Genomic DNA, 13,479 nt, shown 5'->3' with positions numbered 1-13,479 from the left:
GGCCTCAGCCGCGCACGAACAAGAACCCGTGTCCGTCCGGTCCGGCGCAGTAGGCTGCCGTGCCGTCGGTGGCGGCCCGCGGCGTTCGTCCGCTCTCGCGCAGGCGCTGCGACAGGGCCAGCGGATCCGCGGCGGCGAACACGTACCGGGTGGACGCCCGGTCGGCGGGCCCGAAGGCGAGGCGCCGCTCCGTCGCGGGTGTGCGGTAATGCAGGAGTTCCACGTGCGGCGCGGGGGCCGGGGGGTCGAGGGCGATCACGTCGACCTGCGGATCGTCGACACCGTCGAGGCGCGCCTGCTCCGGCCCGCGGTTCAGGCCCCGCGCCGCCACCGTCAATCCCAGGGGGCCGGTCAGGAAGGCCAGGGTGGCGTCGAGGTCGGTGACGGTGATCGCCGAGTGGTCGATCCCCAGGAACAGGCCCGGCGCGTCGCGCCAGCGGGCGGCCGCGGGGCCGCCGGGGAAGTAGATCAACTCCAGGGGATGCCCGTCGGGGTCGCGGAACTTGTAGGCGGTCACGCCCCCCGTGGAGGCCGGCAGACGCTGCGGCCCGCCGCGGCTGATCGGCACCGGGGCGAACCGCGCCAGCCGCGCCGTTGCGGCTTCCATGTCGCGGACCGGGATCGCGAGGTGCTGGAAGAACGGGTCCGTCGCCGCGGGATCGGCCGGGTAGGGCGTGCCGGGCGGATCCACCGTCAGGAAGGTCACGGTCTGGCTGCCGAGCCGCAGGCGCAGCTGGACGGCGCGCCGGTCCGCGAGCCCCATCGCCTCCGCCTGCGCGGCGGGAACCGGCTCCGGCGGCGCGACTCGCGCGAAGCCGAGCTCGTCGCGGTAGAAGTCCTCCGTGACGGCGAGGTCCGCGACGGTGCGGCCGAACCCGACGAGGGCCCGCACGCCGCTCTCGGGCGCGGTGCCGTTCACAGCGACGGTGCCCCCCGCACGTTCACGTAGATCGCGTAGAGCGCCTGCGAGGCGCACAGGAACAGGCGGCTGTTGTAGCGCCCGCCGAAGGTGAGGTTGGCGACCGTCGCGGGCACGCGGATCTTGCCGACCAGCTCGCCGCCGGGGTCGATGCAGTGAACCCCGTCCCCGGCGCTCGACCAGATGTTGCCGTGCTCGTCGCACCGGATCCCGTCGGCATTGCCGGGCGCGATCCTGAAGAGCACCCCGCCGCCGGACAGGCCGCCGTCCTCGGCCACGTCGAACGCGCGCACGTGCTGGACCGGGTCGGTGTCGAACTGCAGCCCGGTCTCGACGATGTAGAGCCGCCGCTCGTCGGGCGAGAAGCAGAGCCCGTTCGGGCCCTGGAAATCGTCGGCCACCACGCGGAGCGAGCCGTCGCGCGGGTCGAAGCGGTAGACCGCGGCGGGCAGCTCGGATTCCTGCTTGCCGCCCTCGTAGTCGGTCTGAATGCCGTAGGGCGGATCCGAGAACCAGATCGTCCCGTCCGACTTGCAGACGACGTCGTTGGGCGAGTTCAGCCGCCGCCCCCGGTAGCGCTCCACCAGGCTGGTGACCCGACCGTCGAGCTCGGTCCGATGGATGCGCCGGCCGCGATGCGAGCAGGACAGCATCCGCCCCTGGCGGTCGCGGGCGTGGCCGTTCTCGAAGTCGCCCGCCTCCCGGTAGACGCTGAGGCCGCCAGTCTCCGACCAGCGCATCACCCGGTTGTTGGGGAGGTCCGAGAACAGCAGCTCGTCGCGGTCGCCGAACCAGACCGGGCCCTCCGTCCAGCGGAACCCGTCGGCGAGCTTCTGCAGCGGCGCGTTCGGCAGGATGTAGGCCTTGAAGCGCGGCTGCGTGAGTTCGAAGCCGTCCATGGAGCCGCCCCTACTTGAAGCGGCCGGGCTGATTGACGGTCGACTCGACCTGGAGCCCGGTCACGATCATCGTGCAGGGCTCGTCGCCCACCGTGCCGGACAGGTGGCCCTTCCGGCCGTCGCGCGCCTTCGTGTTCTGGTCCTCGCCCATCATCAGCTCGCCCGGGCCCATCTCGACCCGGTGGCCGTCCATGGTCTCGACGAACCAGCGCCCCGAGAGGACGACGATCCATTGCGGCCGCGGATTCTCGTGCCACTCGCCGACCCAGCCGACCGGCAGCACCGTGAAGGTCACGACCGACGGCGCCGGATCCATCTTGTCGTTCCACTGGGGCGCGGTCTCGGGGTTGATCCCCTCGAACTTGAAGCGCTCGAGGTGGAACAGCTCCTGGCGGCTCACACCCTCCGCATCGGTGTAGACGTGCCAGTACGGCATCTTCGGAGGGGTCGGCTCGCTCATCGTCGCTCCTGCCGCGGCGGGACACACCCTCCCACAACGGCCGGGCTTGGCGATGGTTCGCGGACACGCAGACCGGAGGCGATCACGCCCCGTGCGCTCCCGGCGGCGCCGCACTCTCCAACCCGCGCAGACTCCGAGCGGCACCGCGTCCCTGGGTCGCCTCGCCGCGCTCGCGATGACGGCGCCACGCTCACATCTGCTCGGGGATCCGGTCCGTCTGCGCGAGGTTCGAGAACCGGGTGATGTTCGCGTCGAACTGCAGCTCCACGGTGCCGGTGGGGCCGTGACGCTGCTTGCCGAGAATCACCTCGGCCTTGCCGTGGACGCGCTGCATCTCGGCCTCCCAGGCGAAGAACTCCTCCGTGCCCTCGCGGGGCTTCTTGTTCCCGACGTAGTACTCCTCGCGGAACACGAACATGACGACGTCGGCGTCCTGCTCGATCGAGCCCGATTCGCGCAGGTCGGCGAGCTGCGGGCGCTTGTCGTCGCGGTTCTCCACCTGACGGGAGAGCTGCGACAGGCCGATGATCGGCACCGCCAGCTCCTTGGCGAGCGCCTTCATACCCGTCGTGATCTCGGTCATCTCCTGCACGCGGTTGTCGCTGCGCTTGCCGGAGCCCGACAGCAGCTGGAGATAATCGACGATCAGCAGGTCGAGGCCCTTCTGGCGCTTCAGGCGCCGGGCTCGGGCGGCGAGCTGGGCGATCGAGATGCCGCCGCTCTGGTCGATGTAGAACGGGATCGTCTGCATGTCCCGGGCGGCGTCGGTGATCTTGTAGAAATCCTCGGGCCGGATATCGCCGCGGCGGATCTTGTAGGAGGGCACGCCCGACTGCTCGGCGATGATGCGGGTCGCGAGCTGCTCGGCCGACATTTCCAGCGAGAAGAAGCCCACGATGCCGCCGTTCACGGTCCTGGTCGTGCCGTCCGGCTGCTTCTCGCCGCGGTAGGCCTTGGCGATGTTGAAGGCGATGTTGGTCACCAGCGAGGTTTTGCCCATCGCCGGGCGGCCCGCGAGGATGATCAGGTCGGAGGGCTGCAGGCCGCCCATCTTGGCGTCGAGGTCGGACAGTCCCGTGGCGATGCCCGAGAGCTTGCCGTCGCGCTGGTAGGCCTTGGCGGCCATGTCGACCGCGGCGGTCAGGGCGTCCGAGAATTTCTGGAAGCCGCCGTCGTAGCGACCGGCCTCGGCCAGCTCGTAGAGCCGGCGCTCGGTCTCCTCGATCTGGTCGCGGGGCGCCTGCTCCACCGGCGCCTCGTAGGCGCCGTTCACCAGATCCTCGCCGATGGTGATCAGCCGGCGGCGGATGGCGAGGTCGTAGATCGTGCGGCCGTACTCGCCGGCGTTGATCACCGTCGTCGCGTCGGCGGCGAGGCGGGCGAGGTACTGCATCACCGTCTGGCCGCCGAAATCGGCGTCGCCCAGGTAGGTCTTCATGGTGATGGGCGTGGCGAGCTTGCCGGCCTTGATCAGGGAGGCCGCCACCGTGAAGATCTGCTGGTGGGCATCCTCCATGAAGTGCTCGGCCAGCAGGAAATCGGACACCCGGTAATAGGCGTCGTTGTTCACCAGGATCGCGCCCAGCAGCGCCTGCTCCGCGTCGATGTTGTGCGGGGCGACGCGGTACTCGGCCTGGACCGCTTCGAGCTTGGCCGTGAGCGCATTGGGCAGGGCCATCGGCGGACGACTCCGTATCAGGCGCCGCGGCGGGCGCGCCAGGATCACACCGCACGACCTTGGCGCCGGTATGGTTACCGAAGCCTAGCCGACGGCCGGTTCTCCCGGGCCGGGGCGCGGAAAAGCGGACGCCCGCCGACTCTCGCGAGGGGCGGGCGTCCATGCTGGAACAAAACTGGAACGTGTCAAGTCTCGGGGGCGATCATCCCCGATGTTCACCGGTATACACGTCCGGGTGGACCCCGCCGCCCGGCGTTGCCGCCGCGGGCCCGACCGGCCGAACGGCCGACCGGTCGGGCGTGCGAGCGGGGATCAGCCGCGGTCGTCGGCACCCTCGCCGGCATCGGCCAGCGCCTGACCGACCTCGAGGCCGAGGTCGTCGAGGTTGAACGCCTCGCGCTCGGTGACCGACTCGCCGCGGGCCTGACGCTCGGCCTCCTCGGGGCTGCGGGCGACGTTGACGGTGATCTCCACCTCGACCTCGGGGTGCAGAACCACCGGGACCGTGTGCAGGCCCAGCGTCTTGATCGGCTGGTTCAGGGTGAACTGGCCGCGATCGACCGTGAAGCCCTCCTTCGAGACGACCTCGGCGAGGTCGCGGGTCGAGACCGAGCCGTAGAGCACGCCGGTCTCGCCGGACTGGCGGATCAGGATGAAGCTCTGGCCGTTCAGCTTCTCGGCGACGACCTCGGCGTCCTTCTTGCGGTCGAGGTTGCGGGCCTCGAGCTGGGCGCGCTGGGCCTCGAAGTGCTTCTTGTTGGCTTCCGTCGCGCGCAGGGCCTTGCCGCGGGCGAGCAGGAAGTTGCGGGCGAAGCCCGGGCGGACGTTCACGGTCTCGCCCATCTGGCCCAGCTTGGCCACGCGCTCGAGCAGGATCACTTCCATGGTCTTTCTCCTTCAGGTGTTCGGCCGCGCGGGCCGGGGTCTCACGGCGCCGGATCGCCCTTGGGACGTCGGCGGTCGAGGGCTGTGTCGGCGAGGCCGAACAGGGTGAGGGCGACCAGGGCGATGCCCTGGGTCACGAACAGGATCAGGTACATGCCGAACAGCATGAGCCCGCGCCCCGGCCGGCCGCGGGAGCGGTCGTGGAAGGCGGCGAGCCCCTGGAGGGCGAAGGCCGCGCTGAACGCGCCGAGGAGGGCGACCCCGAACACGCCGACATAGCCGGGGGCGAAGCACATCGCGACGGCCGCCGCGACCGCCACGAGCGTGCTGCGCGGCATGGCGGTGGACGGGATGTCGGGCCAGGGCCGCGGCAGGCGGCCGGAGATCTTCACGATCCGGGCCGAGGCCCAGAGGTAGAAGGCCAGGAGCAGGGCGAGGCCGTTCGCCGCGAAGGCCGGCACGACGCGGGCGAGGGCGTCCGCCACCTCGGCCCGCGTGACGTCCGCAGGATCGGCGTCGGCCTGCGGCGCCGGATCGGGTTCGGCCGTTCCGTCCTTTCCGGCCACATCGCTGCCGGTCGAGGGCCCGTCCGCGCGCCGTGTCTCGGCGGGTGGGCGGTTGGCGGGAAGCCGCGTCTGGACCAGAGTCTGGGCGAGCCCGCGCAGCTGCGCGTCGAAGGCGGCGTGGTTCGGTGAGGACAGGACCGCGATGGCGATGAACGCGAGGGCGGCCGTGGCGGCGATCCAGCCGAGCAGGCGGCCGGTCGGGTACCATTCGAGGCCGGCTTGCGTCTCGCGCCCGAGGAGCGCGAGGTAGGCGAGCCACCAGGCGGGCAGGGCGATGTAGGCCGCGAAGGCCAGCCCCAGGAACGGCGCGATCACCAGGACCAGCGCGAGGCTGCCGGCGGCGGCCGCGGCGAGCGCGGCCTTGTGGCTCCAGCCCAGGCCGACGATCAGGATCGGCAGAGGCGCCACGAGGTAGAGCAGGATCGCGAGCGGCGTCGCCTTCAGCAGCACCCCGAACAGGAGTGCGGAGACGAGGCCCGCGCCGATACCGATGCCGATGTGCTGTGCCATGAAGTCCGCTGTCCCGCTGCCGGCGCGGCAGGGTTAGAGGCGGCAACGCGCCCCAACGATCGGGCGGCGCGAGCCGCCCTCTGGGAGGACCGGCCCGGGCAGAGGCCCGGGCCGGCGGGTTCCGATGGCCTACTTGATCACGTAGGGCAGCAGGCCGAGGAAGCGGGCGCGCTTGATCGCCTGGGCGAGCTCGCGCTGCTTCTTGGCCGAGACCGCGGTGATCCGCGACGGCACGATCTTGCCGCGCTCGGACACGTAGCGGGACAGGAGCTTGACGTCCTTGTAGTCGATCTTCGGCGCGTTCGCGCCGGAGAACGGGCAGGTCTTGCGACGACGGAAGAAGGGACGGCGTCCGCCGCCCGCACCAGCACCGAATGCCATGGGTTAGCCCTCCCCGCCGAAGCTGCGCTCGCCGCGGTCACCGCGATCGCCGCGGTCACCCCGGTCGCCGCCGAAGCCGCCACCGCCGAAGCCCTCGTCATCGCGACGACGGCCGCGCTCGCGATCCTTGCGGTCGTCGCGGTCGCGCTTCTGCATCATGGCGGACGGCTCGGAATCGAGCTCCTCGACCCGGATGGTCATGAAGCGCAGCACGTCCTCGGAGATCTGCATCTGGCGCTCCATCTCGGCGATGGCGGCCGGCGGGGCGTCGATGTTGAGGAGCGCGAAATGCGCCTTGCGGTTCTTCTTGATCCGGTAGGCGAGGGACTTCACGCCCCACATCTCGATCTTCTCGAGACGGCCACCGTTCTGCTCGATCACACCCTTGTAGGTGTCGATCATTGTCTCGACCTGCTGGGACGTCACGTCCTGGCGGGCCAAGAGCACATGCTCGTAGAGAGGCATTGTCGGGCCTTTCATCGTCAATAGGAGCCCGGCCGCCGGAGGGCAGCTGATTCGGGCCGGTTCATCTCGCGCTACGCTCGGCGCCAAGCCCTTCGAGCCGATTTTCAGGCCCGAGCGGTTGATCGAAGGCGGAGACACCGGACGACGGGATCTGGGAGAGCCCTGTGCCGCGAGCGGCACCGTCCGTTCAGCCCCCGGCCGGAGCGAACGCGAGGGGCGGCGCATAGTCGGTTTTTCGCGACCTGGCAAGGTCGCGGCTCGGATCGCGGGCCCGGATCCGCGCGCGGCGGCGTGGATCAGGACATGCGCCCCGAGCCGGGCCCTTCCGGCGCGGCCCTGTCTGTGCGTCACACATCCAGCGGGGCGTGCCGCGCCGCGGCGCTGCCCTGTCCGGCACCGCCTAAGCTTGCCGCTCGGGCGGTTCGATGACACAAGCGCGCCGCGGCCCGGGATCCCCGGCCGCGCTGGTTTCTCGGTAATCCTCCAGATCCGCGATGGCAGAGGCCCCATCTTCCGGCCCTTCCGAGGTCGGTCCCGTGCTGATCACCGGCGCGAGCGGCTTCCTCGGTTCAGCCCTGGTCGACGTGTTCCGCCGGGCCGGCTTCCCGGTGCGCATCCTCGTGCGCGCGTCGAGCCCCCGCCGGAACCTCACCTGGACCGACGTCGAGATCGCCGAGGGCGACATGCGCGACCCGGCCGCCGTGGCGGCGGCGATGCGCGGCCAGCGCTACCTGATCCACGCCGCGGCCGATTACCGGCTCTGGGCGCCGGACATGGAGGAGATCGTCCGCACCAACCGCGACGGCACGCGCCTGATGATGCGCGCGGCCCTCGAGGCCGGGGTGGAGCGGGTGGTCTACACGTCGAGCGTCGCGACGATCAAACCGCCGGCCGACGGCGTCACGCCCTCCGACGAGACCATGCCGCTCACGCCCGAGACCGCGATCGGCGCCTACAAGCGCAGCAAGGTCGTGGCCGAGCGGGTGGTCGAGGAGATGGTTGCCCGGGACGGGCTCAAGGCGGTGATCGTCAACCCGTCGACGCCGATCGGCCCCCGCGACGTCAAGCCGACGCCGACCGGCCGGATCATCCAGGAGGCGGCGCTCGGCAAGATGCCGGCCTTCGTCGATACCGGGCTCAACCTCGCCCATGTCGACGACGTGGCCCAGGGCCACCTGCTGGCGCTGCGCAAGGGCCGCATCGGCGAGCGCTACATCCTCGGCGGCGAGGACGTCTTCCTCTCGCAGATGCTCGCCGACATCGCCGGCATGGTCGGGCGCAAGCCGCCGACCGTGAACCTGCCCCGGGCCGCCGTCTACCCGGTGGCGTTCTTCGCGCAGCTCGCAGCGCGGGTCACCGGCAGGCAGCCCTTCGCGACGATCGACGGGATCCGCATGTCGCGCTACCGGATGTTCTTCTCGGACAGGAAGGCGCGCGCCGAACTCGGCTACACGGCCCGGCCGTACCGCGAGGGCCTGTCGGACGCGATCACGTGGTTCCGGGAGGCGGGCTACCTCGCATGAGCACCCTCGATTCCGCCACCGCGACGCGCTCCGGCAAGGGGCACCGCGACGAGAACTTCCCCGTCGCCTCGCACCTGATCCATCCCCGCCACCGGGGCGCGATCCTGGCGTTCTACAACTTCGTCCGCGCCGGCGACGACGTGGCCGATCACGCCGCCCTGTCGCCCGAGCGCAAGATCGAGCTGCTCGATCGCCTCGCCGACGCGCTCACCGGCGCCGGGCCGTCCGATCCCGAGGCCGCGCCGCTGAAGCGCGAGCTCGCGGCCCGCGGCCTGCCGCCCCGGCACGCCCTGGAGCTCCTCGACGCGTTCCGCATGGACGCGCGCAAGAATCGCTACGCGGATTGGGACGAGCTGATCCACTATTGCCGCTACTCGGCCATGCCGGTGGGGCGCTACGTCCTCGACGTGCACGGCGAGGACCCGGCCCGGGTCTACCGCGCCTCCGACGCCATCTGCGCGGCGCTCCAGGTGATCAACCACCTCCAGGATTGCGGCAAGGATTTCGCCGCGCTCGACCGCGTCTACCTCCCGCAGGATTGCCTCGACCGTCACGGCGCCACCGTGGCGATGCTCGGCGAGCCGAAGGCGCCGCCGCAGCTCCGGGCCGCGATCCGCGAGCTGGCGCAGCGCTGCCTCGACCTCCTCGACGAGGGCGCGGTCCTGCCGGACCTGATCGACGACCTGCGCCTGTCGCTGGAGATCGCCGCCATCCACCGGCTCGCCGTCGTGCTGAGCCGGGGCCTGCTGGAGCGCGACCCGCTCTCGGAGAAAGTCCATCACGGCAAGGCCGCCTTCGCGCTGACGGCGCTGGGCGGCGTCGCCGCCACCCTGGCGCGCCGGCCGTTCCGCGGCCGGACCGTCCGGGCCGCGGCTCAGGGAATCCGCTCGTGACCGCCACCGCCACGCCCGCCCAGGACCCGGAGAGCGCCGCCCCGGCGCTGCCCGCCGCCGGCTCGTCCTTCTACACGGCGATGCGCCTGCTGCCGAAGGAGCGGCGGGAGGCGATGTACGCCGTCTACGCCTTCTGCCGCGCCGTCGACGACGTCGCCGACGACGGCGGCACCCGGGCCGTCCGGCAGGTCGAGCTCGACCGCTGGCGGGCCGACATCGACGCGCTCTACGCCGGCCGGCCGGCCGCGCGCGTGCGCGACCTCGTGGAGCCCGTGCGCCGCTTCGGCCTGAAGCGCGAGGATTTCCAGGCGGTCATCGACGGCATGGCGATGGACGCCGTCGCGGACATCGTCGCCCCCGACGCCGAGACCCTCGACCTCTACTGCGACCGGGTCGCGAGCGCGGTCGGCCGGCTGTCGGTGCGGATCTTCGGCATGCCCGAGGCGGACGGCATCCGGCTGGCGTGGCACCAGGGCCGCGCGCTCCAGCTCACCAACATCCTGCGCGACATCGACGAGGACGCCGAGCGCGGCCGCCTCTACCTGCCGCGCGAGAAACTCCGGGCGATCGGCCTCACCGACCCCACGCCGGCAGAGGCGATCGGCCATCCCCGCATCGGTGAGGTCTGCATCTCCCTCGCCCGCGAGGCCGAGGACCATTACCAAGCGACCTGGGAGATCATCCGGCGCAGCCCCCGCAAGGCGACCAAGGCGGCCCGGCTGATGGCCGCCGCCTATCACCTCTACCTGAAGGCGGTCCTCGCGCGCGGCTGGGCGATGCCCCGCGCCCGAGTGAAGCCCGGCAAGCTCGCGCTGCTGGGCGTCGCCGTCCGGCACGGCCTGATCTGATGGGCACGGTCCACGTCGTCGGCGCCGGCCTCGCCGGCCTCTCCGCGGCCGTCGCGCTCGCCGAGACCGGCGCCCGGGTGGTCGTGCACGAGGCCGCCAAACAGGCCGGCGGCCGCTGCCGCTCGTACTACGACCCGGCCCTCGGCCTGACCATCGACAACGGCAACCACCTGCTCCTGTCCGGCAACGCCGATTCCCTCGGGTTCCTCCGGACGATCGGCGCGCCGGCCGACGCCCTGGTCGGCCCGGACGTGGCGGAGTTCGACTTCGCCGACCTGAAGACCGGCGAGCGCTGGCGGCTGCGGCCCAATGCCGGGCGGCTGCCCTGGTGGGTCATGAGCCCGGCCCGCCGCGTCCCCGGCACGCGGGCGCTGGACTACCTCGCGCCCCTCGGGATCCTGCGTGCGGCTTCCGGCAAGGCGGAGGGTGCGGGCGGGACGATCGGCGCGCACATGGCCTGCGAGGGCACGCTCTACCGGCGCCTCTGGCACCCGGTGCTGCTCGCGGCCCTCAACACCGAGCCCCGCGACAGCGATGTCGGCCTGGCGGCGCGGATCCTGCGCGAGACCCTGGGCGCGGGCGGCAAGGCCTGCCGCCCCCTCGTCGCCGTCGAGGGCCTGTCCTACGCCTTCGTCGATCCGGCGATCCGCTACCTGACGGAGCGCGGCTGCGAGATCCGCCTCGGCCGGCGCCTGCGCGGGCTGGAGATCGCGGACGGCCGGGTCGGGCAGCTCGTGTTCTCGGACGGCCCGGAGAGCCTCGGCCCGGAGGACGGCGTCGTGCTGGCGCTGCCGCCGTGGGTGGCCCGGGAGGTGTTGCCCGGTCTCCTCGCCCCGACGGAATTCCGCTCCATCGTGAACGCGCATTTCGCGCTGGTGCCGAAGCCCGGCAGCCCCCTCGTCCTCGGCGTCGTCAACAGCCTGACGGAGTGGCTTTTCGCCTATCCGGACCGGTATTCGGTCACGATCAGCGGTGCCGACCGGCTCCTCGACGTGCCCCGCGAAGACCTCGCGCGGCAGATCTGGGCCGAGATCGCGCAGCTGTGCAACCTTGCACCCGACCTGCCCAGCTGGCAGATCGTAAAGGAGAAGCGTGCGACCTTCGCGGCGACGCCGGCCGAGGCCGCGCGGCGCCCGAAAGCCGAAACCGCCTACGACAATCTCGTCCTGGCAGGCGATTGGACCGCCACCGGCCTGCCGTCGACGATCGAGGGAGCGATCCGCTCGGGCCAGACGGCCGCACGTTCCTTGCGTGCGGGATCTGTCGTGCGCGCTGGAACCCAGGTGCGCGGCGCAGCTTGAGGCATGGCGTCCGCCGCGAGGCGGTCGTTCGAGGCGAGGACTATGAGAGAGGCCGTAAGCAAAGTCGAGGCGCTGCAGCGCTCCAAGACTCAGGGGATCTCGCTCGAGGACGTCGAGCGCGGCGTGGCGCAGGCGACGCGCGCGCTGACCGCCCTGGCGCACGACGACGGGCACATCTGCTTCGAGCTCGAGGCGGATGCCACGATCCCGTCCGAGTACATCCTGTTCCACCATTTCCGCGGCACGCAGGTCCCAGGCGACCTCGAGGCCAAGATCGGCAACTATCTCCGCCGCACCCAGGGGCGGCACGGCGGATGGGCCCTCGTCCACGAGGGTCCGTTCGACATGAGCTGCACGGTCAAGGCGTACTTCGCCCTCAAGATGATCGGCGACGACATCGAGGCGCCGCACATGCGCCGGGCGCGCGAGGGCATCCTGTCCCGCGGCGGCGCGGCCAACGCCAACGTGTTCACCCGCTTCATGCTGGCCCTCTACGGCGAGGTGCCGTGGCGCGCCGTGCCGGTGATGCCCGTGGAGGTGATGTTCCTGCCGAAGTGGTTCCCGTTCCACCTCGACAAGATCAGCTACTGGGCCCGCACCACCGTGGTGCCGCTGTTCGTGCTCCAGGCGACCAAGCCGCGGGCGCGCAACCTGCGCGGCATCAGCGTGCAGGAGCTGTTCGTCACGCCACCGGAGAGCGTCCGCTCCTGGCCGGGCTCGCCCCACGCCACGTGGCCGTGGACGCCGATCTTCGGCTTCATCGACCGGGTTCTGCAGCGGGTCGAGAATCACCTGCCGCGCAAGAGCCGGCAGCGCGCCATGGAGATGGCCCGCGCCTGGGTGAGCGAGCGCCTCAACGGCGAGGACGGCCTCGGCGCCATCTTCCCCGCCATGGTCAACTCGGTGCTGATGTACGAGGTGATGGGCTACCGGCCCGATCACCCGCAGGTCCGCGTGGCCTGCGACGCGATCGAGAAGCTCGTGGTCGAGAAGGCGGACGAGGCCTACGTGCAGCCCTGCGTCTCGCCGGTCTGGGACACGGCGCTCGCGAGCCACGCGCTGCTCGAGGCCGGCGGCCCCGAGGCCGAGGCCCAGGCCCGCGCCGGCCTCGACTGGCTGAAGCCCCGCCAGGTGCTCGACATCGTCGGCGACTGGGCGGCGCGCAAGCCGAAGGTCCGGCCGGGCGGCTGGGCGTTCCAGTACGCCAACGCGCACTATCCCGACCTCGACGACACCGCCGTGGTGGTGATGGCGATGGACCGGGCCATGCACCAGCACGGCCTCGTCGCCGGCATGCCGGACTACAAGGCCTCGATCGCCCGCGCCCGCGAATGGGTCGAGGGGCTGCAGTCCGAGGACGGTGGCTGGGCGGCGTTCGACGCCGACAACAACCACATGTATCTCAACCACATCCCGTTCTCGGATCACGGCGCGCTGCTCGACCCGCCGACCGCGGACGTGACCGCCCGCGTGGTCGGGATGCTGTCCCAGCTCGGCGAGACCCGCGAGACCTCCCGCGCCCTCGACCGCGGCGTGAACTACCTCCTGAACGACCAGGAGGAGGACGGCTCGTGGTACGGCCGCTGGGGCATGAACTTCATCTACGGCACGTGGTCGGTGCTCTGCGCCCTCAACGCCGCCGGGGTGGACCCGGCCGATCCGCGCATCCAGAAGGCCGTGTCCTGGCTGATCCGGATCCAGAATCCGGATGGCGGCTGGGGCGAGGACGCCTCCTCGTACAAGATCGACCCGGCCTTCGAGCCCGGCTCGTCCACCGCCTCGCAGACCGCCTGGGCGCTGCTCGCCCTGATGGCGGCCGGCGCGGTCGACGACCCGGCCGTGACCCGCGGCATCAACTTCCTGACCCGCACGCAGGGCGCGGACGGGTTCTGGAAGGAGGAGCGCTACACCGCCACGGGCTTCCCGCGGGTGTTCTACCTGCGCTACCATGGATACCCGAAGTTCTTCCCGCTCTGGGCGATGGCGCGGTTCCGCAACCTCAAGCGTGGCAACAGCCGGCGCGTCCAGTTCGGCATGTGACGTCCACCGACGTCCTGGGACCGGCCCGACGGGCCGGTCCCGCTCCGCCGGATCGCAGCGCGCTCGACCCTCTCGACAGCCGATCCGCGAGCCCCGGTACCCGACACGTGG

Annotated in this window: 13 protein-coding genes; 5 read left to right on the top strand and 8 right to left on the bottom strand. The window is 71.5% G+C overall.

Features of this window, described 5'->3' with window-relative positions:
* Positions 1 to 4: 4 nt before the first annotated feature.
* From ACLBXO_RS13125 to rpsF, 8 genes are all read right to left on the bottom strand, one after another.
* The gene (locus ACLBXO_RS13125) at positions 5 to 892 is read right to left on the bottom strand and encodes a VOC family protein (protein ID WP_447685634.1); all 888 of its coding nucleotides are present in this window, start codon (positions 890 to 892) and stop codon (positions 5 to 7) included.
* Positions 893 to 915: 23 nt separating this feature from the next.
* A complete protein-coding gene (locus ACLBXO_RS13120; RefSeq protein ID WP_447685633.1) occupies positions 916 to 1,818 on the bottom strand; it encodes an SMP-30/gluconolactonase/LRE family protein in 903 nt (300 codons plus the stop codon).
* Positions 1,819 to 1,828: 10 nt separating this feature from the next.
* Positions 1,829 to 2,278, bottom strand: a complete 450-nt coding sequence (locus ACLBXO_RS13115) for a cupin domain-containing protein (RefSeq protein WP_447685632.1) — start codon at positions 2,276 to 2,278, stop codon at positions 1,829 to 1,831.
* Positions 2,279 to 2,468: 190 nt separating this feature from the next.
* Positions 2,469 to 3,956, bottom strand: coding sequence for a replicative DNA helicase (locus tag ACLBXO_RS13110; RefSeq protein ID WP_020090635.1), 1,488 nt, complete (start codon positions 3,954 to 3,956; stop codon positions 2,469 to 2,471).
* A gap of 312 nt (positions 3,957 to 4,268) precedes the next feature.
* Complete coding sequence (gene rplI, locus ACLBXO_RS13105) at positions 4,269 to 4,841, bottom strand: 50S ribosomal protein L9 (RefSeq protein ID WP_012322309.1); 573 nt, start codon at positions 4,839 to 4,841, stop codon at positions 4,269 to 4,271.
* A gap of 41 nt (positions 4,842 to 4,882) precedes the next feature.
* Positions 4,883 to 5,917 (bottom strand): hypothetical protein, encoded by a 1,035-nt coding sequence (locus ACLBXO_RS13100; protein ID WP_331312839.1) that lies wholly within the window; start codon positions 5,915 to 5,917, stop codon positions 4,883 to 4,885.
* Positions 5,918 to 6,046: 129 nt separating this feature from the next.
* Positions 6,047 to 6,298 carry a 30S ribosomal protein S18 gene (gene rpsR / locus ACLBXO_RS13095; RefSeq protein WP_007561044.1) on the bottom strand — a complete coding sequence of 84 codons (252 nt, stop codon included), beginning with the start codon at positions 6,296 to 6,298 and terminating at the stop codon, positions 6,047 to 6,049.
* 3 nt (positions 6,299 to 6,301) lie between these two features.
* Complete coding sequence (gene rpsF, locus ACLBXO_RS13090) at positions 6,302 to 6,763, bottom strand: 30S ribosomal protein S6 (RefSeq protein ID WP_020090632.1); 462 nt, start codon at positions 6,761 to 6,763, stop codon at positions 6,302 to 6,304.
* A 494-nt stretch (positions 6,764 to 7,257) separates the two neighbouring features.
* On the opposite strand from rpsF, the gene hpnA reads away from it, so the two are divergent.
* From hpnA to shc, 5 genes are read left to right on the top strand one after another with little or no spacing between them, the layout of a single operon-like run.
* Complete coding sequence (hpnA, locus tag ACLBXO_RS13085; RefSeq protein WP_331312838.1) at positions 7,258 to 8,286, top strand: hopanoid-associated sugar epimerase; 1,029 nt, start codon at positions 7,258 to 7,260, stop codon at positions 8,284 to 8,286.
* On the top strand, positions 8,283 to 9,179 hold the full coding sequence (hpnC, locus tag ACLBXO_RS13080) for a squalene synthase HpnC (protein ID WP_331312837.1): 897 nt from the start codon (positions 8,283 to 8,285) through the stop codon (positions 9,177 to 9,179). The genes hpnA and hpnC overlap by 4 nt, the downstream gene beginning before the upstream one ends.
* The gene (gene hpnD, locus ACLBXO_RS13075) at positions 9,176 to 10,027 is read left to right on the top strand and encodes a presqualene diphosphate synthase HpnD (protein WP_331312836.1); all 852 of its coding nucleotides are present in this window, start codon (positions 9,176 to 9,178) and stop codon (positions 10,025 to 10,027) included. Before hpnC ends, hpnD begins: the two co-directional genes overlap by 4 nt.
* Positions 10,027 to 11,328, top strand: coding sequence for a hydroxysqualene dehydroxylase HpnE (hpnE, locus tag ACLBXO_RS13070; RefSeq protein WP_447685631.1), 1,302 nt, complete (start codon positions 10,027 to 10,029; stop codon positions 11,326 to 11,328). Before hpnD ends, hpnE begins: the two co-directional genes overlap by 1 nt.
* Positions 11,329 to 11,370: 42 nt before the next feature.
* On the top strand, positions 11,371 to 13,368 hold the full coding sequence (gene shc / locus ACLBXO_RS13065; protein ID WP_447685630.1) for a squalene--hopene cyclase: 1,998 nt from the start codon (positions 11,371 to 11,373) through the stop codon (positions 13,366 to 13,368).
* Positions 13,369 to 13,479: the final 111 nt, after the last annotated feature.

The organism is Methylobacterium sp. C33D (assembly GCF_053345825.1).
The sequence above is the reverse complement of the archived record's forward strand: the minus strand, read 5'-3'. Positions and strand labels throughout refer to the sequence as shown.

What these genes read in the sequence shown, in the direction of transcription:
- ACLBXO_RS13120 (WP_447685633.1), bottom strand. Translation starts at nt 1,818, where the DNA reads ATGGACGGCTTCGAACTCACGCAGCCGCGCTTCAAGGCCTACATCCTG.
- ACLBXO_RS13115 (WP_447685632.1), bottom strand. Translation starts at nt 2,278, where the DNA reads ATGAGCGAGCCGACCCCTCCGAAGATGCCGTACTGGCACGTCTACACC.
- ACLBXO_RS13110 (WP_020090635.1), bottom strand. Translation starts at nt 3,956, where the DNA reads ATGGCCCTGCCCAATGCGCTCACGGCCAAGCTCGAAGCGGTCCAGGCC.
- rplI (WP_012322309.1), bottom strand. Translation starts at nt 4,841, where the DNA reads ATGGAAGTGATCCTGCTCGAGCGCGTGGCCAAGCTGGGCCAGATGGGC.
- ACLBXO_RS13100 (WP_331312839.1), bottom strand. Translation starts at nt 5,917, where the DNA reads ATGGCACAGCACATCGGCATCGGTATCGGCGCGGGCCTCGTCTCCGCA.
- rpsR (WP_007561044.1), bottom strand. Translation starts at nt 6,298, where the DNA reads ATGGCATTCGGTGCTGGTGCGGGCGGCGGACGCCGTCCCTTCTTCCGT.
- rpsF (WP_020090632.1), bottom strand. Translation starts at nt 6,763, where the DNA reads ATGCCTCTCTACGAGCATGTGCTCTTGGCCCGCCAGGACGTGACGTCC.
- hpnA (WP_331312838.1), top strand. Translation starts at nt 7,258, where the DNA reads ATGGCAGAGGCCCCATCTTCCGGCCCTTCCGAGGTCGGTCCCGTGCTG.
- hpnC (WP_331312837.1), top strand. Translation starts at nt 8,283, where the DNA reads ATGAGCACCCTCGATTCCGCCACCGCGACGCGCTCCGGCAAGGGGCAC.
- hpnE (WP_447685631.1), top strand. Translation starts at nt 10,027, where the DNA reads ATGGGCACGGTCCACGTCGTCGGCGCCGGCCTCGCCGGCCTCTCCGCG.
- shc (WP_447685630.1), top strand. Translation starts at nt 11,371, where the DNA reads ATGAGAGAGGCCGTAAGCAAAGTCGAGGCGCTGCAGCGCTCCAAGACT.